The organism is Exiguobacterium sp. s11, assembly GCF_018619015.1.
Taxonomy (GTDB): Bacteria; Bacillota; Bacilli; order Exiguobacteriales; family Exiguobacteriaceae; genus Exiguobacterium_A; species Exiguobacterium_A indicum.
On record NZ_JACSNF010000002.1, the window covers coordinates 1 to 16899 of the forward strand.

A 16899-nucleotide genomic window follows, 5' to 3' on the forward strand; every position below is an offset into this window, starting at 1 on the left:
GCGACATGTGGAGCTGAGTGATACTAATCGGTCGAGGCCTTGTTCTAGCAGATGCTTGTTGATGACTTCAGTTTTGAGGGCGCGAGCCTTTCGAAAAAACGAAAAAAAGTCTTGACGTTATGTGAACATAATGTTAAGATAATAAATGTCTGGTGGCGATAGCCAAGTGGTCACACCCGTTCCCATGCCGAACACGGAAGTTAAGCACTTGAACGCCGAAAGTAGTTGGGGGCTTCCCTCTGTGAGGATAGGACGCTGCCAGGCGATCGTTCCGCAATAGCTCAGCGGTAGAGCAACCGGCTGTTAACCGGTAGGTCGTAGGTTCAAATCCTACTTGCGGAGCCATTTATTACTTCTTCACCACGTACAATGGAGAGCTGTCCGAGTGGCCGAAGGAGCACGATTGGAAATCGTGTAGGCGTCAAAAGCGTCTCAAGGGTTCGAATCCCTTGCTCTCCGCCATCATCACTTTCAATTCATAATGGCCCGTTGGTCAAGCGGTTAAGACACCGCCCTTTCACGGCGGTAACACGGGTTCGAATCCCGTACGGGTCACCATTTATAGCGTCGCGGGGTGGAGCAGTCTGGTAGCTCGTTGGGCTCATAACCCAAAGGTCGTCGGTTCAAATCCGGCCCCCGCAATTACATACGGTCCTGTGGTGTAGCGGTTAACATGCCTGCCTGTCACGCAGGAGATCGCGGGTTCGAATCCCGTCAGGACCGCCATTGTTAAGGCTTTGTAGCTCAGTTGGTAGAGCAAAGGACTGAAAATCCTTGTGTCGGCGGTTCGATTCCGTCCAAAGCCACCATCTTTATTAACAACATGATTTTCCCATTTGTGGGGGGGTAGCGAAGTGGCTAAACGCGGCGGACTGTAAATCCGCTCCCTCGGGTTCGGCGGTTCGAATCCGCCCCCCCCCACCACCATAGGGGCATAGTTTAGCGGTAGAACTACGGTCTCCAAAACCGTCAGCGCGGGTTCGATTCCTGCTGCCCCTGTTTACCATGGCGATTGTGGCGAAGTGGTTAACGCACCGGATTGTGATTCCGGCATTCGTGGGTTCAATTCCCATCAGTCGCCCTCTTATTATTGGGCTGTAGCCAAGTGGTAAGGCACTGGATTTTGATTCCAGCACGCGAAGGTTCGATCCCTTCCAGCCCAGCTTTTCAAGCGGAAGTAGTTCAGTGGTAGAATACGACCTTGCCAAGGTCGGGGTCGCGGGTTCGAATCCCGTCTTCCGCTCCAATGAGTGGCGCCATAGCCAAGTGGTAAGGCAGAGGACTGCAACTCCTTTATCGTCAGTTCGATTCTGACTGGCGCCTCCAACTATTTCTCAACTAAATAGTTTTGCAAGAGATTGTGCCGGTGTGGCGGAACTGGTAGACGCGCACGACTCAAAATCGTGTTCCTTTGGAGTGTCGGTTCGATTCCGACCACCGGTATCTTGCGGGTGTAGTTTAATGGTAAAACCTCAGCCTTCCAAGCTGATGACGAGGGTTCGATTCCCTTCACCCGCTTTATACTTTTTACACAATCTGATGTTTCACCTGATCATGCGGGTGTAGTTTAATGGTAAAACTTCAGCCTTCCAAGCTGATGACGAGGGTTCGATTCCCTTCACCCGCTTACCAAAAAAGAGCAATGTGTCGTTTTCGCTGACACCTTGCTCTTTTTGTTTAGGAAGGAATCTTAACAGGAAAGGAGTGAGTTGTGATGGATGGTGTACAATTGAAACTGGCTTTACAAGAGTACGCAGCAGAGATTGGGATCGATGAGCTGAAGGTGACGACGGCTGATCCATTTCTTGTCTTAAAACGTCGATTGCAAGCGCAACAAGAAAAAGGATTCGCTTCTGGTTTTGAAGAGCCCGATCTCGATCTTCGAACGACACCGTCTCTACTCGTTGAAGATGCTGCTTCGATCATTGCCATTGCGGTAGCGTATCCAAGTACTCTCAAAAATGCACCTCGGGGTAAGGAAGGGGAGCGACGGGGAATCTTTTGTCGATCGTCCTGGGGACTCGATTATCACCAGGCGTTGCGACAACGCTTAACGTTACTTGAAGAAAAAATTCAAGAATTGAGTCCAGGTGCAAGGACGCGCTCGATGGTCGATACAGGAGAACTCGTCGATCGTGCAGTAGCAGAACGAGCAGGTATCGGATTCAGTGGGAAAAACTGCTCGATCATCAGTGAGGAGCACGGATCCTATCTCTATCTTGGTGAACTGATTACAGATATCGTCCTACCGTCGGATCAGCCAGTCGAAGAATTGTGTGGGACATGCAATAAGTGTATCGACGCTTGTCCGACGGATGCGCTTGTTGAACCTGGCGTTATCGACGCTAAACGGTGCATCTCGTTTTTGACGCAGACGAAAACATTACTGCCAGAACCATTCCGAATGGCGCTTGGGAACCGTCTATACGGTTGTGATACGTGTCAGCAAGTATGTCCGTATAACCGGAAGAAAAATGCGACACATCACGCTGAACTGCAGCCGGATCCAGAGCAAGTCAAACCGCTCTTAGTTCCACTCTTATCCATGAGTAACCGTGAGTTCAAGAGCCGGTTCGGGACGTTGTCTGGCGCATGGCGTGGAAAGAAGCCGATTCAGCGTAATGCGATTTGTGCGCTCGTCCATTACCGAGACAAGAGCGCGATTGAAGCGTTACGGTTAATGACAGAAACGGATGCCCGGGAAGACATGCGGGCACTGGCACTCTGGGCAGTCGGCCGGATTGGCGGAATCGATGAGAAGTCGTACATCGAATCACGTCTTTTAGCCGATATTGCAGTGGATGTGCAAACCGAAGGACAACGGTTACTTGAGGAGTGGGGGGAAGCAGATGCCATTTCAACAGCTCACTTATGAGTTTGGTACGTTGCTCGTCGCATGGGAAAAAGAGCACATCGTGTATCTCGATTTTGGATTGAATGAAGAGCGTGCTCGAACCTATTTGCAAAAAGAAACCGACGACGGTGAATTACCGAATGCTTGGCGCATGGCGTTTGATCGTTACGCAGTAGGCGATCGACAAGCGCTTGATGCACTTCCTTGTCAGTTGCGTGTCACGCCTTTTGCAGAGCAAGTATTGCACGCTTTACGAACCGTTCCGTTTGGTCAAACGATCAGTTACGGTGAACTGGCTCGAATAATTGGGAAACCAAAGGCAGCACGAGCTGTTGGCGGTGCCTTGAACCGGAATCCGATCGCGCTAATTTATCCGTGTCACCGTGTCATCGGGGCGACTGGTAAACTGACGGGTTTTGCAAGTGGGATTGCCCATAAAGAAGCGCTTTTAGCGCATGAGATAGGAGAGAATTAAACCATGGCTATTCATGTCGTTATGTATCAACCGGAGATTCCTCAAAACACAGGAAATATTTCACGAACATGTGCAGCGACGCATTCCGTCCTTCACTTGATCCGACCGCTCGGCTTCTCGACGGACGATAAGCAGCTTAAACGTGCGGGTCTCGATTACTGGGAATTCGTCGATGTCCGTTATCATGATTCGTTAGAAGAACTGTGGGAGAAGCATCCGGAGGGGATTTTCTACTATATTACGAAATATGGAGAACAGTACCCGAGCCAGATCGACTTATCGGACGTCGAACAGGATTATTTCTTTGTCTTTGGTCGGGAAACAAAAGGATTGCCGCTTGAAGTCATCGATGCGAACGCGGAGCGTTGTATCCGTCTACCTCAATCGAACCTCGTTCGTTCACTGAACGTCTCGAACACGGCAGCGATCATCGTCTATGAAGCATTGCGTCAGCAAGGATATGCAGGTCTTCTATAAAGCAAAAGCTCCATCCTGATTCAGGAGGGAGCTTTTATGAATTATTCGTTACCTTCAGGTTTTTTGTTGTAGCCTGCAGTGAAGATTGCTGTCAAAAACGCAAGACTTACGCCGACCATTAAGATAAATGCCATTTTTGTTTCCCCCTTCAGTCTCTTGAACCGATATAATCTATTATAGTATACCTGTAAGTGAAATTGTGTGCTACATATGAATTTTCTATGAATGGAGACTCCACATGCGTACGAATGTTTACCTGTTAAGTTATGCCCCGCTGATCAGCATCTTGTTATTTAGTACATCCCTTGCAATTGCAACGACGGAACTCGCATTACATTGGCTCGATCAAGTTGGTGTGTACGATGAACTACTGCAACTCTTGACGGCGCGCGATACGAAGCTCGTCGTTTGGCTCGGCTTTTTGATCGTCTATTTCATGATCTTCAGTTCATTGAAGTTATTATCGGATACGATCAATCAACTCGGTTTCGCCTTTTTCATCAAGGAACAAGAGGGTACGACACTCGGCATGTTACGTCCGGGTAGTATTCTGTTACTTATCGGAGGTTGTGTCAGCTTTGCCTTCATGACGTCCTTCTTGCACGTCGGAATCGTGTTGCTTGCGTCCTTCCTCATCTATTTTATCTTTTATACAGTACAAATCAGTAAGATGACGAGTGCGGCAGGAGCCGTCGGATTGATCATCTTCTCCTTCTTAGCCTGGGGCGTTCTACTTGCTGGTCTATCATGGGTCGGTTTGACTTTATTTAATTCCTTCGGGGAAGCAATTTTATTTCCAAGTTGACTCAAGGGCGTAAAATCGTTGCCCACGTCTTAACCTGTAGCGTTGCATTCGCTTCGACAGGGAAAGGACGCGGGCGATCTGCCCCTAGCCAAATCCCTCCGATATGTTGATTTTTGATGCCAACGAACCACATATCCTTATTGTCGTTCGTTGTTCCTGTTTTTCCTCCAATATAACGAGCAGAGGAGTCAAATCCTTTGCGTCCCGTTCCATACGTCATGACATTTTTCAAACCAGCCCGTAATTCCCGGTTCGTCTGACTGGACCAAATCCGTTGTTCCTTTTCTTGTGGTCGTTCGACCGTTCCATTCTTAAGCGTAATACTTTTAATCATCGACGCCGGTCGATAGAGTCCATCATTAACGAATACGGTATAGGCATTTGTCAGTTCATATGGACTGATCCCGTACTGTAAACCGCCTAGAGCACTCGTAAACGCATCATCTTCCCGTGTCCATTGACTGAACTGAAACGGACGGATGGACTTCAATCCTTCCCGGAAGGAGACCGCGAACGCGCGAATCGCTGGTGTGTTGTAGGAATAGGCAATTGCGTCGGCAATCGTCACTCGTCCAAGTATTCGATTTCCGCTATTTGAAGGGCAGTAGCCATCGATACAGACGGGACTACCGTCTAGCGTACTGGACAAGCGGGCTTTCGTCTTCTCGAGATAAGGACCGTAGACAAGTAACGGTTTGATTGCTGAACCAGGCTGTCGGTAGGATTGTACAGCCCGGTTGAATTGACCGGTCAATTCGGATTTATAGCCGACAAGAGCGGTGACTCCGTGTGTTTGTCCGTCGATGCCAACATAAGCACCCTCAATCGGGTTGGGTAGATTGCGAAGAGCTTCTTTAGCCCGTCGTTGTTCTGCTGAGTCGAGATATGTCGAGATGACCGCCCCTTGTTGATGCAGATATTCTGCAGCACGCTGCTCACTCCAACCTTTTTTTTGAGCGGTCATCCGAACAGCAGCTTGAACGGTGGCATCGATATAATCTGGATAAGGAATACGCGGTTTATAGGATCGAGGCGACACACGAGAAACGGTAAATTTATCGGTCAGTAGACGATCACGAACTAACGCTTGAACGATTCGTTGCTGGCGCTTTTTTGTATTTTCAGGAAAACGTAGCGGGTCGTAAAGAGAAGGATTATTCGGAATCGCTGTCAAAAAGCTGACTTCTGACCAATTTAACTCGCGTGCCGGCTTATTGAAATACGATTTTGCGGCAAGTTCGATGCCATAAATATTATTCGCGAAATAGGCTTGATTGACATACGCTGTCATCAGTTCTTTTTTCGAATATTTTTGCTCCAAAGACACAGCAATTAACAACTCTTTTATTTTTCTAGTATATGTTTTTTCGTTTGATAGATACGTCATTCTTGCTAGTTGTTGTGTGATCGTACTGCCACCTTGAGATTTAGAATCAGACTGATTTTTTGTAAACGCGCGTAAAATTCCTGTGATGTCATATCCGTCATGTTGATAGAAACGCTGATCTTCGATGGCAACAAACGCTTGCTCGACTTTTTTTGGCAATGTTCGAGGAGTTAGATCATCCCGTCGCAATCCGTCATAGAGCTCGACCCGTTTGTTTTCATAGGTTACGGTGATTGGTTGATAGGAAGTCAGTGGATGTCGCGTCGTCTGTTCATCGGCCCAGAAAAAAAGTGTACGTGCTGTTTTCAACTCATCTTTTATTGAAAATAAGGAAAACAGAAGCATCGTCGCAAGACCAAGTAAGACAAGATATCCTGTAGTAATTCGCATGAGAACTCCTTTCGAAAAGCCATTTCATTCCTATTATCGGTCTTTTGTGGAGAAATCAGTAGATTTTTTTTCGATTTTTGTATTTTAATAAACCTATTTTGCAGGAATGTTATATTAAAAAGAGAAAAGATTGGGTATATAGAAGTATCTGTGGATTTTACAACGCGAATTGTCTGAAAAAAAAGAGCATAAATGGAGGGGACGAAATGGCTAAAAAGAATGTCGTGGCGATGTTACTTGCAGGCGGAGAAGGGAAACGTCTGGGAGCTTTAACGAAACATACTGCAAAACCAGCTGTTGCATTTGGAGGAAAGTACCGGATCATTGATTTCCCACTTTCGAACTGTACGAACTCAGGAATCGATACAGTTGGTGTATTGACGCAATATGAACCACTTGAATTAAACCGCTATCTCGGAATCGGGAGCGCATGGGATTTAGATCGACGTAACGGTGGTTTGACGATTCTACCTCCTTACCAGGCGCAAAACGGAAAGAACTGGTACGAAGGAACGGCAAATGCCATTTATCGAAACATGAGTTACATCAACCAATTTGACCCTGACTATGTTCTTGTCTTATCAGGCGATCATATTTATAAAATGGATTATGAACAGATGATTGAAGAGCATCGTCTTGGCGGAGCGGACGTGACGATCTCCGTTCGTGAAGTGCCGTGGGAAGAAGCACCACGGTTCGGAATTCTCAATACAGACGATGACCTCCGAATCAATGAATTCGAAGAAAAACCACAGAATCCAAAATCGAATCTTGCATCGATGGGAATCTACGTCTTTAACTGGGATGTATTAAAACGCCATTTGATTCAAGATGCTGGCGATGCGGAATCAAGCTTTGACTTCGGTAAGAACATCATTCCGAACATGCTCTTTGAAAACCTCAATATTCGTGCATATAAATTTAAAGGATACTGGAAAGATGTCGGAACGATTCAATCGCTCTGGGAAGCGAATATGGACTTATTGACGGCAGAACCAGAATTTGATTTATATGATCCTTCTTGGAAAGTCTATTCGGTCAACCCAAATCAGCAACCACAATATATCGGGAATGCTGCGACAGTCGAGACATCGATCATCAATGAAGGCTGCCATATCGAGGGGGAAATCAATCATTCGGTTCTCTTCCATGGTGTCGACGTAGCAGAAGGATCACTCGTCAAAGACTCGGTCATCTTCCCGAACGTCAAAATCGGACGAGACGTCACGATTCATCGGGCAATCTTAGCAGACGGTGTAATCGTAGAAGATGGTGCAACGATCGGCTCTCCAGATGGAGAAGTTTTCGTCATTGAAGCAGACAGCATCGTCAAGAAGAACGAAGTCATCAAAGAAGCGATTCAATAAGGGGGATATTCGGATGAAGGTCGATTTATTAGGTGTCATCAATTTAAGCGGAGAAGAAGGCTTTTTCAAAGAATTGACGGAACATCGTAACTTAGCGGCAGTTCCATTTGCAGGACGTTATCGGTTGATCGATTTTACATTAACGAACATGGTACAAAACGATATCGCGAACATCGGGATTTTTACGCTCGAGAAATATCGTGGAATGATGGACCATCTTGGATCGGGTAAAGAGTGGGATCTTGACCGTTCAAACGGTGGACTCTATATCTTCCCACCTGCATTGTCACAAGATGCGAACGAGTTCCGTGGAGATTTATCGAACTTCCATCTCCACCGTGACTTCCTCCTTCGCAGTAAGGAAAACTATGTCGTCATTTCTGGTTCAAACATCTTATCCGCAGTAGATTATCGAGATGTGTTACGCGAACATAAAGAATCGAATGCGGACATCACGGTCGTCTATACGAAGCGTGAGCTGCCTTGTAAATACTGCCGTCCGATCCGTTTTGGCGAACAGAATCGCGTGACTGCAATCGGATCACGAGGGTTCCAACCGACAGATGAGACGTTCTACATGGAGACGGTCGTCCTATCGAAGAATCTCTTCGTTCGCTTAATCGATGAAGCAATCGCACGTGGTGAGTACGATTTACTTCAAAGCATCATTCGTTCGCAGCTCAATCGCTTGCACGTTCACGGGTATGAGTACCGTGGTACATCACAAGTCATTCATTCGCTTCGTTCGTACTATCGTGAGAGCATGCTGTTACTTGAACAGTGGGGAGCAATCAACGACTTCCAACACGTTTATACGAAAATCAAGCATGAACCGCCGACGCGTTATTTGCCGGGTTCTGCCATCAAGAACTCACTCGTCGCAAATGGCTGTAAGTTAGAAGGCACGACGACGGACAGCATCTTGTTCCGTGGTGTCAAAGTCGGAAAACACGCTCGTGTCAAAAATTCGATCATCATGCAAAAATCAGTCATTGAAGAAGGCGCGGTCGTCGAGTACGCGATTCTCGATAAAGAAGTCACTGTCAAGCGCGGTCAAGTCATCCGCGGTACGGCAGAAGAGCCAATCGTCATCAAAAAACAAACAATCGTTTAAAGGAGATGTCATTCATGAAGGTATGGTTTGCTGCCACGGAAGCGACACCCTTCATCAAGACAGGGGGGCTAGCTGACGTCGTCGGCTCGCTCCCTTTAGCGCTTGCTGAGGAAGGGGCGGACGTTTCGGTCGTCTTACCCAATTATGGTCAAATCAAAGAGCAATATAAATCCGAGATGGAGTTCTTGTTCGACTTCATCGTGCCAGTCGGCTGGCGCCAGCAATTTGGTGCTGTCCTTCGATTGAAACAAGAGGGTGTGACGTTCTATTTCATCGATAATGAATACTACTTCAAACGCGATGGCGTCATTTATGGACATTACGATGATGCGGAACGGTTTGCCTATTTCTCACGTGCCGTCCTTGAGATGATTCAACATTTGGATCGAAAGGAAGTACCGGACGTCATTCATTGTCATGATTGGCAAACTGGTGTGATTCCAGCGTTCTTACGCATCCATTATCAACACCTCGAGCGTTATCAAGATATTAAAACGGTCTTTACGATCCACAACCTACAGTATCAGGGTGTCTTCCCAGAAGAAGTGCTCGGTGACTTACTTGGTTTGAGTCATGAACATTTCACAGCGGATGGGATTGCTCATAACGGTCTCGTCAATTACATGAAGGCAGGACTTGTCCACTCCAATCAAATCACGACAGTCAGTCCATCGTACCGTGATGAAATCATGGATCCGTATTACGGTGAGACACTTGAGCCGGTTTTGCAACATCGCGCTGTCGACGTGCGTGGCATCTTGAACGGAATCGACTATCGTCAATTTGATCCTGCGCATGATACGCATCTCGTTGAGACGTATTCCGTTGATACCGTCACGGAAGGAAAAGCAAAAAACAAGGCGGCCTTACAAGAGGAACTAGGTCTCCCGATTAATCCGGACGTACCACTGTTCGGCTTCGTGTCTCGTCTTGTCGACCAAAAGGGAATCGATTTACTCGCGCATATCTTGCCAGACTTGTTCGAACTCGATGCGCAGTTCATCATTCTCGGATCGGGTGAAGCGGAATATGAAGGATTGTTCCATCATGCGACATCGATTCGTCCAGACAAAATCGCTTCTTATATCGGATTTGACGTTGGTCTTGCACAACGGATCTATGCAGGAAGTGATGCCTTCTTGATGCCGTCGCGTTTTGAACCTTGTGGTCTCAGTCAGTTGATTTCGATGAAGTATGGCTGTTTACCAGTCGTTCGGGAAACAGGTGGGCTCCGTGATACGGTCAAACCGTTCAATCAGTTCACATTAGAAGGAAATGGATTCTCGTTCGCGAATTATAATGCACATGAGTTTTTAGAAGCGATTAAACGTACGATTGAGGTGTATCATGATCGACCAGTCTTTGAGCATTTGATTGAGACAGCGATGAATGAGGACTTTAGCTGGTTGCGTTCAGCCGACGAATACTTGGCGTTATATCGTTTGATTGCACCGTCCGCCACTTGATCGTATCACTGGGAAAAGGGGTTACGTCATGTTCAAAGATAAAGAGAAGTTTAAGGAGAGGTTTACGGAACGATTCGTTTCGATGCATGGTAAAGCCATAACGGAAGCAACAGAAAATGATATCTATCAAACGCTCGCTTATCTGGTACGTGAGACGGTTACGACCGATTGGTTACGGACGAAGGAAACATATATCCATAAAAAAAGTAAGCAAGTCTATTACTTTTCACTCGAGTTTTTACTCGGACGTTTCCTGCATAATAACCTATTGAGTCTTGATGTTTTAAAGGATGTGGAACGGGGACTGGAAGAACTCGGATATCAGCTCAGTGATTTGACAGAAGAAGAGCCGGAACCTGGACTTGGGAACGGAGGGCTCGGTCGTCTCGCGGCGTGTTTCCTCGATTCCCTGGCTGCGCTGGGTCTGCCTGGACACGGGAACGGGATCCGGTATCAGTACGGTCTGTTTAAGCAAAAAATCATTGATGGTTATCAAGTCGAGTTACCGGATAACTGGCTGAAGAACGGGAACATGTGGGAAATCAGACGTTCTGATAAAGCGGTCGATGTTCCATTCGGTGGACATGTCTGGCTCGAAGAAGTCGGTGATGGATATCGTGTCCATCATGAGCCGGCTGAAATCGTCCGTGCTGTTCCGTACGATATGCCGATCGTCGGCTATCAAAACAAGGTCGTCAATAACCTGCGACTCTGGAGTGCTGAGTCCCCACTTGATGATGATGAATTACTTAGCCAATACCGTGGGAACTATAAAGATTTACTGGCACATAAACAATCGATTCAGACGATTTCAGAGTTTCTGTATCCGGATGATACGACGTATGAAGGAAAAGAGTTGCGTTTGAAGCAACAATACTTCTTTGTCTCTGCCGGATTACGGAGTATCTTGACGTCCTTTAAAAAGCGAAATCATTCATTGAAGCAACTCGGCAACCATATCGCTATCCATATCAACGATACACATCCGGTCGTCGCGATTCCGGAGTTGATGCGGATTCTTGTCGATGAAGAAGGATTTGGCTGGGAAGAAGCATGGCGGATCACGAAGAGTGTCATGTCGTTTACGAACCACACGTTACTGTCAGAAGCACTCGAGCGCTGGCCGATCGATTTGTTCCGTCGCTTGTTACCGCGCATCTACCTCATCATCGAGGAAATCAACCGACGCTTCTGTAAGGATGTGCTTGCAAACTATCCACACATGGAAGCGCATATGCGAGATATCGCCATCATCGCGGATGACCGGATCAACATGGCGAATCTGGCTGTCGTCGGCACGCATTCGACGAATGGTGTCGCTCAGATTCATACTGAGATTCTGAAGCAGCGCGAGATGCGACTATTTTATGAGATGTTTCCGCTTCGCTTTAATAATAAGACGAACGGAATTACACATCGTCGCTGGTTCCTCTCATCGAATCCAGCACTGGCAAATCGTGTGACGGAAGCGATCGGGGATAGTTGGATTCAGCATCCGTCCGATTTGCAAAAGTTGACGAAATGGGCAGAGGATGCAGCATTACAGAAGGACATCGCCGAGATCAAACTTCAGCGTAAAGAAGAATTAGCGTTGCTCATTGAAAAAGAAACCGGGATCGTCGTGGATCCGACCTCGATTTTTGATGTTCAAGTCAAGCGATTGCATGCGTACAAACGTCAACTCTTGAATGCGTTACACATTCATTCACTTTACTATCGTCTGAAGGAAGACCGTTCCTTCACGATGACACCGCGGACATTCATCTTTGGTGCAAAGGCGGCGCCAGGCTATCATTATGCAAAAGAAGTCATTCGTTACATTAATGCATTGGCACGCTTGATTAACGATGATCCAGACGTCAGTCCGTACTTGAAAGTCGTTTTCCTAGAAAACTATCGTGTATCGCTTGCTGAGAAAATCTTCCCGGCAAGTGACGTCAGTGAACAGATTTCGACTGCAAGTTATGAAGCCTCTGGAACCGGCAACATGAAGTTCATGATGAATGGTGCACTGACAATCGGAACGCTCGACGGAGCGAACATCGAAATTCGAGACGAGGTCGGGGATGCGAACATCTTCATCTTCGGCTTAACACCGCAGGAAGTCATGAATTATAAGCAGTACGGTGGTTACAGTGCATACGATCAATACAGTGCCCAACCCGAGCTTCGACGAATCATCGATAGTCTCGTCGATGGAACATTATTTGCTCCAGGTGAGTTCCAAGCGATTTATGATTCATTATTGACGTATAATGATGAATATTTAATTTTAAAAGATTTCTTATCCTACCAACAAGCGCAAGAACGAATCGATCGGATGTATCAGCAACCAGAAGAATGGTATAAACGCGTCATTCTTAATATTGCACGGTCAGGTGTGTTCTCAAGTGACCGAACGATTAAAGAGTATGCGAATGCGATCTGGAACATCAAACCGATTCAACTCTGAACAAAAAGACACTGACAGATGTTTCTGTCAGTGTCTGATGCTTACGAACGGGAGACATCTTCACCACGGCTGACCCAATCACTATAAGAGCCGGCGTAAAGCCGGACATCGGTTTTCCCGAGTGAATGGAGAGCGATGACATTGACACACGCTGTCACACCACTTCCACAATAGAGGATAGGGGCTTTGACCGGTAGGATGTCGGCGTACAGTTCTTTCAAATCTTCCGCGTCCCGTAAGCGACCATCTGGTGAGAGTGCTTGTTCGAAGAAACAATTCACGGCACCTGGAATGTGGCCGGCGACGTGATCGAGTGGTTCGATTTCTCCACGGTATCGATCGGGTGCACGGGAATCGATTACCATCGTTTCTGTCAGCTGATCTTTCAACTCTTCGAACGAGACAAGCATCTCATCTTGAAAACGAGGCGTGTACTGAGACGGTTCATAAGTAGGAACGTCGTCCGTGACCGGAAGATCGAACGCTAGGTAAGAGGAGAATCCGCCCTCAAGGACGACGACACGCTCATGTCCGATCCATTTAAATAACCACCAGGCACGAGCGGCATACGGAAAACCATCGTCGTACAAGACGACGAAGTCTTCTGGTGTTACACCATGCTGTTCCAGTGTGTGTTGCCACGCTTCTTTTGAAGGAAGCGGATGCCGACCACCGACCTCATCGATGGGACCGGAAAGGTCAGTCGTTAAATCCAGGTGCTGTGCACCTTCGACGTGTTGTTCCAAGAAAGCATTCCGTCCATATTCAGGTTGTTGCAAGTCATATCGGCAGTCAAACCAGCGAATCTGATCCGTTCGGACGAGCTGTTGAAGATCTGCCATTTGAATCGTAGGAAACATGCCTCATCACCTTACCCTTTCTAGTGTTAATCATATGAAAGGTATCGCTTCATCGCAAGTCTTACCCTCATTCAAAAAGGAGTCGATTTACCATGTCATGGAAAGAAACCTATCAAAAATGGGATCAGTTCGCTGATTTAGATAGCGCATTAAAAGAAGAGTTAGTCACGTTAGCAACGGATGAAAAAGCAGCCGAAGAAGCATTTTATAAAGAACTCGAATTTGGAACAGGTGGTATGCGTGGGGAAATCGGTGTCGGAACGAACCGGATGAACGTATATACGGTCCGAAAAGCATCACAAGGGTTCGCAGCATTCATTAAGGCGTCGGGGGAAGAAGCGGCAGCAAAAGGAATCGTCATCGCACACGATTCACGCCATTTCTCACCAGAATTTGCGTTAGAGGCGGCACGGACGCTCGCAAGTAACGGCATCAAAGCGTATCTGTTCGACGGTCTACGTCCGACACCGGAACTTTCGTTTGCGGTTCGGTCTTTACAAGCGGCGGGCGGGATCGTCATCACGGCGAGTCACAACCCACCAGAGTACAATGGCTATAAAGTATACGGGGATGACGGTGGACAACTTCCGCCAAAAGAAGCAGATGAACTCGTTTCGTACGTCAGCCAAATCGAAGATGAGCTATCGATTGAACTGGAGCAAGAAGAAGTCCTTCGCGCGAACGGTTTGATCGTCCGTGTCGGAGAAGAGCTCGACGAGGCGTATCAAGAAAAATTACAAACGATTCGTGTCTTACCTTCGATTCAATCGGAATTAGCGAATCCACTTAAAATCGTCTTCACACCACTTCACGGAACAGGTCTTGTGCCGGTAACAGAAGGCTTGAAACGGTATGGATTCGAACACGTGATAGTTGTTAAGGAGCAAGCAGAACCAGACGGTGCGTTCCCGACCGTGACGTCACCGAACCCGGAAGAACATGCTGCCTTTAAACTGGCGATCGAATATGGTGACCGGACAGATGCAGACATCTTGATTGCGACGGATCCCGATGCTGACCGTGTTGGAGTCGCAACACGTGATGCAGACGGAGAATGGACAGTCCTGACAGGGAATCAGACGGGAGCGTTATTGCTCGACTACATCCTTTCACAAAAAGCGGCACAGGGAACACTTCCAGCGAACGGATTCGTCGCGAAGACGATCGTTACTTCAGAACTGGGTGCATTGATTGCGCGTCACTATGATCTTCATGTCGAGAACACGTTGACAGGCTTTAAGTTCATTGGGGAAAAAATCAAACAATACAACGCATCGGGTCAATATGAGTATCTCTTCGGATACGAGGAGAGCTATGGTTACCTTATCGGTGACTTCTGCCGAGATAAGGATGCCGTCCAAGCGTGCTTGTTAGCTGCTGAGATGGCTGCGTACCATAAGAAAGAAGGACGGACGCTCTATGAGGCATTACAGGCGATTTACGAGCAGTTCGGGTACTTTGAAGAGTCACTCCGCTCTCTGACACTCAAAGGGAAGGATGGCGTGGCACAGATCGGGCGTATCATGGATACGTTCCGTGAGAATCCGCCAAAACAAGTGGCTGGAGAACAGGTCGTCTTATTCGAGGACTATGATGCGAGCATCGCCCACGATTTGAAGACACATCAACCTTCACCGATCAACCTGCCAAAATCCAACGTACTGAAGTTTACGCTTAGCGATGGATCATGGTTCTGCCTTCGTCCATCGGGTACGGAACCAAAAATCAAATTCTACTTCAGCGTCACGTCACCCGATGCTGCTGAGACGACACGGAAACGTCAGCAGATCGAAGATGAAGTCATGCAAGAAGTCGAACAAATTCAATAAGTCCTATGCAGGATCACGTCATCGACGGGATCCTGTTTTTTGTCTGAGAGCATCAAAAAGTGAAATCCGTGCAACCGGTACCATTTTGAGGTACAGTAAACGAGATAGAGTTTATACGATAGAGGAGTTGGAAGACAGATGGAACGGATTCAACTAACAGAAGATTTATCATTCTCACGCATCATTCACGGTTTATGGCGATTGAATGAATGGGAGATGACGAAAGAAGAGCGGCTTGAATTGATTGAAGCATGCCTTGCTTTAGGAATTACGACATTTGATCACGCGGATATCTATGGCGACTACACGAATGAACGCTTATTCGGAGAAGCGCTTGCTTTAAAACCGGAGTTACGTGACCGAATGGAGATCGTTACGAAGACGGGCATCAAGATGAAAGGGAACCATTTCTCGGATCAGTCGTTATCATTCTACGATACGACGAAAGAGCATATCATCAAACAGGTGAATCGTTCTCTTCAAGAACTCGGTGTCGAGTACGTGGATACGTTGTTGATTCACCGTCCAGATCCGTTGATGGACCCGAACGAGATTGCTGAAGCGTTCGTAGAGTTGAAGGACGCAGGAAAGGTACGGACATTCGGTCTCTCGAACCATACACCTGCGCAACAAAGTCTCATTCAGTCGCGCTTACCATTCATGCTCGTGACGAACCAACTCGAGTTGTCGGTTTCGGAACTGAAACATTTCGAGGATGGATCCGTTGATCTCTGTCATGAAAATGAGATGCCGTTGATGGCATGGAGTCCGCTTGCAGGCGGTCGTCTCTTCAAGGACGAGCAATATGCACCGTTACGCGAAAAATTAGCTGAGATCGCAGAGACGATCGGGGCAGAAGAAATCGATGAAGTCGCATATGCATGGTTGCTCAAACATCCAGCACGTATCATGCCAATCGTTGGTTCTGGTAAGATTGAACGTATCGAATCTGCTGTTCGTTCGACGAAATTGTCTTTGACACGCGAGCAATGGTTTGAGATTTTAAAGGCGTCACGTGGTCGTGACGTCGATTAATTGGTTTTAAGATAGAAGTGGATCAATGCGCACGTTGTCCGTTAGCGAAATAAAGTGAGAGGATCGTTTCCGATATATCATCTGGAGGCGATCCTCTCTTTCGTTTACGAATAGAGTGTTCCTCTCATTTAAAAGTAAATAAAAAAAGCCCCATCTCAAGGGGGAGGAGAGATGGGGGATCTATGAGGTTAAGCTTCTAAGCGAAGCATCTCCTGACGATATTTATCTAAACGATCTTTACTTGCTGACATGGCAGCTTGGTCATTGGCTTGAATCGCATCGAAGAGCGTACTGAGCTCATAATCGATTTCGAGACGTAGCACTGGAATTCGCTGCTCTGCATCTTGTCTACGGAAAGCTTCAATTACTTGTTTCATCTAGGCCACGC

The 16899-nt window shown here is 47.1% G+C and carries 13 protein-coding genes, 15 tRNA genes and 1 rRNA gene; 26 read left to right on the top strand and 3 right to left on the bottom strand.

Annotated elements, in window-relative coordinates; all coding sequences use genetic code 11:
• The first annotated feature begins 148 nt into the window (after positions 1–148).
• From rrf to KNQ12_RS07730, 20 genes are all read left to right on the top strand, one after another.
• Positions 149–264, top strand: a 5S ribosomal RNA gene (rrf, locus tag KNQ12_RS07635).
• A 6-nt stretch (positions 265–270) separates the two neighbouring features.
• Positions 271–345 (top strand) — tRNA-Asn (locus KNQ12_RS07640).
• A gap of 26 nt (positions 346–371) precedes the next feature.
• Positions 372–462 (top strand) — tRNA-Ser (locus KNQ12_RS07645).
• 21 nt (positions 463–483) lie between these two features.
• Positions 484–558 (top strand) — tRNA-Glu (locus KNQ12_RS07650).
• Between the two features lie 10 nt (positions 559–568).
• Positions 569–642, top strand: a tRNA-Met gene (locus KNQ12_RS07655).
• Positions 643–650: 8 nt separating this feature from the next.
• Positions 651–726, top strand: a tRNA-Asp gene (locus KNQ12_RS07660).
• Positions 727–733: 7 nt separating this feature from the next.
• Positions 734–809 (top strand) — tRNA-Phe (locus KNQ12_RS07665).
• Between the two features lie 31 nt (positions 810–840).
• A tRNA-Tyr gene (locus KNQ12_RS07670) sits at positions 841–924 on the top strand.
• A gap of 4 nt (positions 925–928) precedes the next feature.
• Positions 929–999 (top strand) — tRNA-Trp (locus tag KNQ12_RS07675).
• A gap of 9 nt (positions 1000–1008) precedes the next feature.
• Positions 1009–1081 (top strand) — tRNA-His (locus tag KNQ12_RS07680).
• Between the two features lie 10 nt (positions 1082–1091).
• Positions 1092–1163: transfer RNA gene (locus tag KNQ12_RS07685), tRNA-Gln, on the top strand.
• A gap of 8 nt (positions 1164–1171) precedes the next feature.
• Positions 1172–1246, top strand: a tRNA-Gly gene (locus tag KNQ12_RS07690).
• Between the two features lie 6 nt (positions 1247–1252).
• Positions 1253–1326 (top strand) — tRNA-Cys (locus tag KNQ12_RS07695).
• Positions 1327–1362: 36 nt separating this feature from the next.
• A tRNA-Leu gene (locus KNQ12_RS07700) sits at positions 1363–1443 on the top strand.
• A gap of 4 nt (positions 1444–1447) precedes the next feature.
• Positions 1448–1518: transfer RNA gene (locus tag KNQ12_RS07705), tRNA-Gly, on the top strand.
• Positions 1519–1556: 38 nt separating this feature from the next.
• A tRNA-Gly gene (locus KNQ12_RS07710) sits at positions 1557–1627 on the top strand.
• An 87-nt stretch (positions 1628–1714) separates the two neighbouring features.
• Complete coding sequence (queG, locus tag KNQ12_RS07715) at positions 1715–2875, top strand: tRNA epoxyqueuosine(34) reductase QueG (RefSeq protein ID WP_214747367.1); 1161 nt, start codon at positions 1715–1717, stop codon at positions 2873–2875.
• Positions 2850–3329, top strand: coding sequence for a methylated-DNA--[protein]-cysteine S-methyltransferase (locus KNQ12_RS17140; RefSeq protein ID WP_214747370.1), 480 nt, complete (start codon positions 2850–2852; stop codon positions 3327–3329). Before queG ends, KNQ12_RS17140 begins: the two co-directional genes overlap by 26 nt.
• A 3-nt stretch (positions 3330–3332) precedes the next feature.
• On the top strand, positions 3333–3806 hold the full coding sequence (gene trmL / locus KNQ12_RS07725; protein WP_023467320.1) for a tRNA (uridine(34)/cytosine(34)/5-carboxymethylaminomethyluridine(34)-2'-O)-methyltransferase TrmL: 474 nt from the start codon (positions 3333–3335) through the stop codon (positions 3804–3806).
• Positions 3807–4044: 238 nt separating this feature from the next.
• Positions 4045–4611 carry a DUF5366 family protein gene (locus KNQ12_RS07730; protein WP_023467322.1) on the top strand — a complete coding sequence of 189 codons (567 nt, stop codon included), beginning with the start codon at positions 4045–4047 and terminating at the stop codon, positions 4609–4611.
• 1 nt (position 4612) lies between these two features.
• Here KNQ12_RS07730 and KNQ12_RS07735 read toward each other — a convergent pair whose 3' ends face one another.
• Positions 4613–6388 (bottom strand): transglycosylase domain-containing protein, encoded by a 1776-nt coding sequence (locus tag KNQ12_RS07735; protein ID WP_214747373.1) that lies wholly within the window; start codon positions 6386–6388, stop codon positions 4613–4615.
• A gap of 206 nt (positions 6389–6594) precedes the next feature.
• On the opposite strand from KNQ12_RS07735, the gene KNQ12_RS07740 reads away from it, so the two are divergent.
• Genes KNQ12_RS07740 through KNQ12_RS07755 form a run of 4 tightly spaced genes read left to right on the top strand, consistent with a single transcriptional unit; the run spans position 6595 to position 12787 of the window.
• Positions 6595–7755: a glucose-1-phosphate adenylyltransferase gene (locus tag KNQ12_RS07740; protein WP_058265030.1), complete on the top strand. Its 1161-nt coding sequence runs from the start codon at positions 6595–6597 to the stop codon at positions 7753–7755.
• A 13-nt stretch (positions 7756–7768) separates the two neighbouring features.
• Positions 7769–8869, top strand: a complete 1101-nt coding sequence (glgD, locus tag KNQ12_RS07745) for a glucose-1-phosphate adenylyltransferase subunit GlgD (RefSeq protein ID WP_214747376.1) — start codon at positions 7769–7771, stop codon at positions 8867–8869.
• Between the two features lie 14 nt (positions 8870–8883).
• Positions 8884–10335, top strand: coding sequence for a glycogen synthase GlgA (glgA, locus tag KNQ12_RS07750; RefSeq protein WP_214747379.1), 1452 nt, complete (start codon positions 8884–8886; stop codon positions 10333–10335).
• A 28-nt stretch (positions 10336–10363) separates the two neighbouring features.
• The gene (locus tag KNQ12_RS07755) at positions 10364–12787 is read left to right on the top strand and encodes a glycogen/starch/alpha-glucan phosphorylase (RefSeq protein ID WP_214747382.1); all 2424 of its coding nucleotides are present in this window, start codon (positions 10364–10366) and stop codon (positions 12785–12787) included.
• A gap of 41 nt (positions 12788–12828) precedes the next feature.
• On the opposite strand, the gene KNQ12_RS07760 is transcribed toward KNQ12_RS07755, so the two are convergent.
• Entirely contained in the window at positions 12829–13647 is an 819-nt protein-coding gene (locus KNQ12_RS07760) for a sulfurtransferase (RefSeq protein WP_035398489.1), read from the bottom strand.
• 92 nt (positions 13648–13739) lie between these two features.
• On the opposite strand from KNQ12_RS07760, the gene KNQ12_RS07765 reads away from it, so the two are divergent.
• On the top strand, positions 13740–15476 hold the full coding sequence (locus KNQ12_RS07765) for a phospho-sugar mutase (RefSeq protein ID WP_058714000.1): 1737 nt from the start codon (positions 13740–13742) through the stop codon (positions 15474–15476).
• Between the two features lie 138 nt (positions 15477–15614).
• Positions 15615–16511: an aldo/keto reductase gene (locus tag KNQ12_RS07770; protein WP_058265034.1), complete on the top strand. Its 897-nt coding sequence runs from the start codon at positions 15615–15617 to the stop codon at positions 16509–16511.
• Positions 16512–16699: 188 nt separating this feature from the next.
• Here KNQ12_RS07770 and KNQ12_RS07775 read toward each other — a convergent pair whose 3' ends face one another.
• Positions 16700–16888, bottom strand: coding sequence for a hypothetical protein (locus tag KNQ12_RS07775; RefSeq protein ID WP_023467331.1), 189 nt, complete (start codon positions 16886–16888; stop codon positions 16700–16702).
• Positions 16889–16899 lie beyond the last annotated feature (11 nt).

Bases quoted from the DNA above. Each gene is read 5' to 3' on its own strand.
- queG (WP_214747367.1), top strand. From the start codon at position 1,715: ATGGATGGTGTACAATTGAAACTGGCTTTACAAGAGTACGCAGCAGAG.
- KNQ12_RS17140 (WP_214747370.1), top strand. From the start codon at position 2,850: ATGCCATTTCAACAGCTCACTTATGAGTTTGGTACGTTGCTCGTCGCA.
- trmL (WP_023467320.1), top strand. From the start codon at position 3,333: ATGGCTATTCATGTCGTTATGTATCAACCGGAGATTCCTCAAAACACA.
- KNQ12_RS07730 (WP_023467322.1), top strand. From the start codon at position 4,045: ATGCGTACGAATGTTTACCTGTTAAGTTATGCCCCGCTGATCAGCATC.
- KNQ12_RS07735 (WP_214747373.1), bottom strand. From the start codon at position 6,388: ATGCGAATTACTACAGGATATCTTGTCTTACTTGGTCTTGCGACGATG.
- KNQ12_RS07740 (WP_058265030.1), top strand. From the start codon at position 6,595: ATGGCTAAAAAGAATGTCGTGGCGATGTTACTTGCAGGCGGAGAAGGG.
- glgD (WP_214747376.1), top strand. From the start codon at position 7,769: ATGAAGGTCGATTTATTAGGTGTCATCAATTTAAGCGGAGAAGAAGGC.
- glgA (WP_214747379.1), top strand. From the start codon at position 8,884: ATGAAGGTATGGTTTGCTGCCACGGAAGCGACACCCTTCATCAAGACA.
- KNQ12_RS07755 (WP_214747382.1), top strand. From the start codon at position 10,364: ATGTTCAAAGATAAAGAGAAGTTTAAGGAGAGGTTTACGGAACGATTC.
- KNQ12_RS07760 (WP_035398489.1), bottom strand. From the start codon at position 13,647: ATGTTTCCTACGATTCAAATGGCAGATCTTCAACAGCTCGTCCGAACG.
- KNQ12_RS07765 (WP_058714000.1), top strand. From the start codon at position 13,740: ATGTCATGGAAAGAAACCTATCAAAAATGGGATCAGTTCGCTGATTTA.
- KNQ12_RS07770 (WP_058265034.1), top strand. From the start codon at position 15,615: ATGGAACGGATTCAACTAACAGAAGATTTATCATTCTCACGCATCATT.
- KNQ12_RS07775 (WP_023467331.1), bottom strand. From the start codon at position 16,888: ATGAAACAAGTAATTGAAGCTTTCCGTAGACAAGATGCAGAGCAGCGA.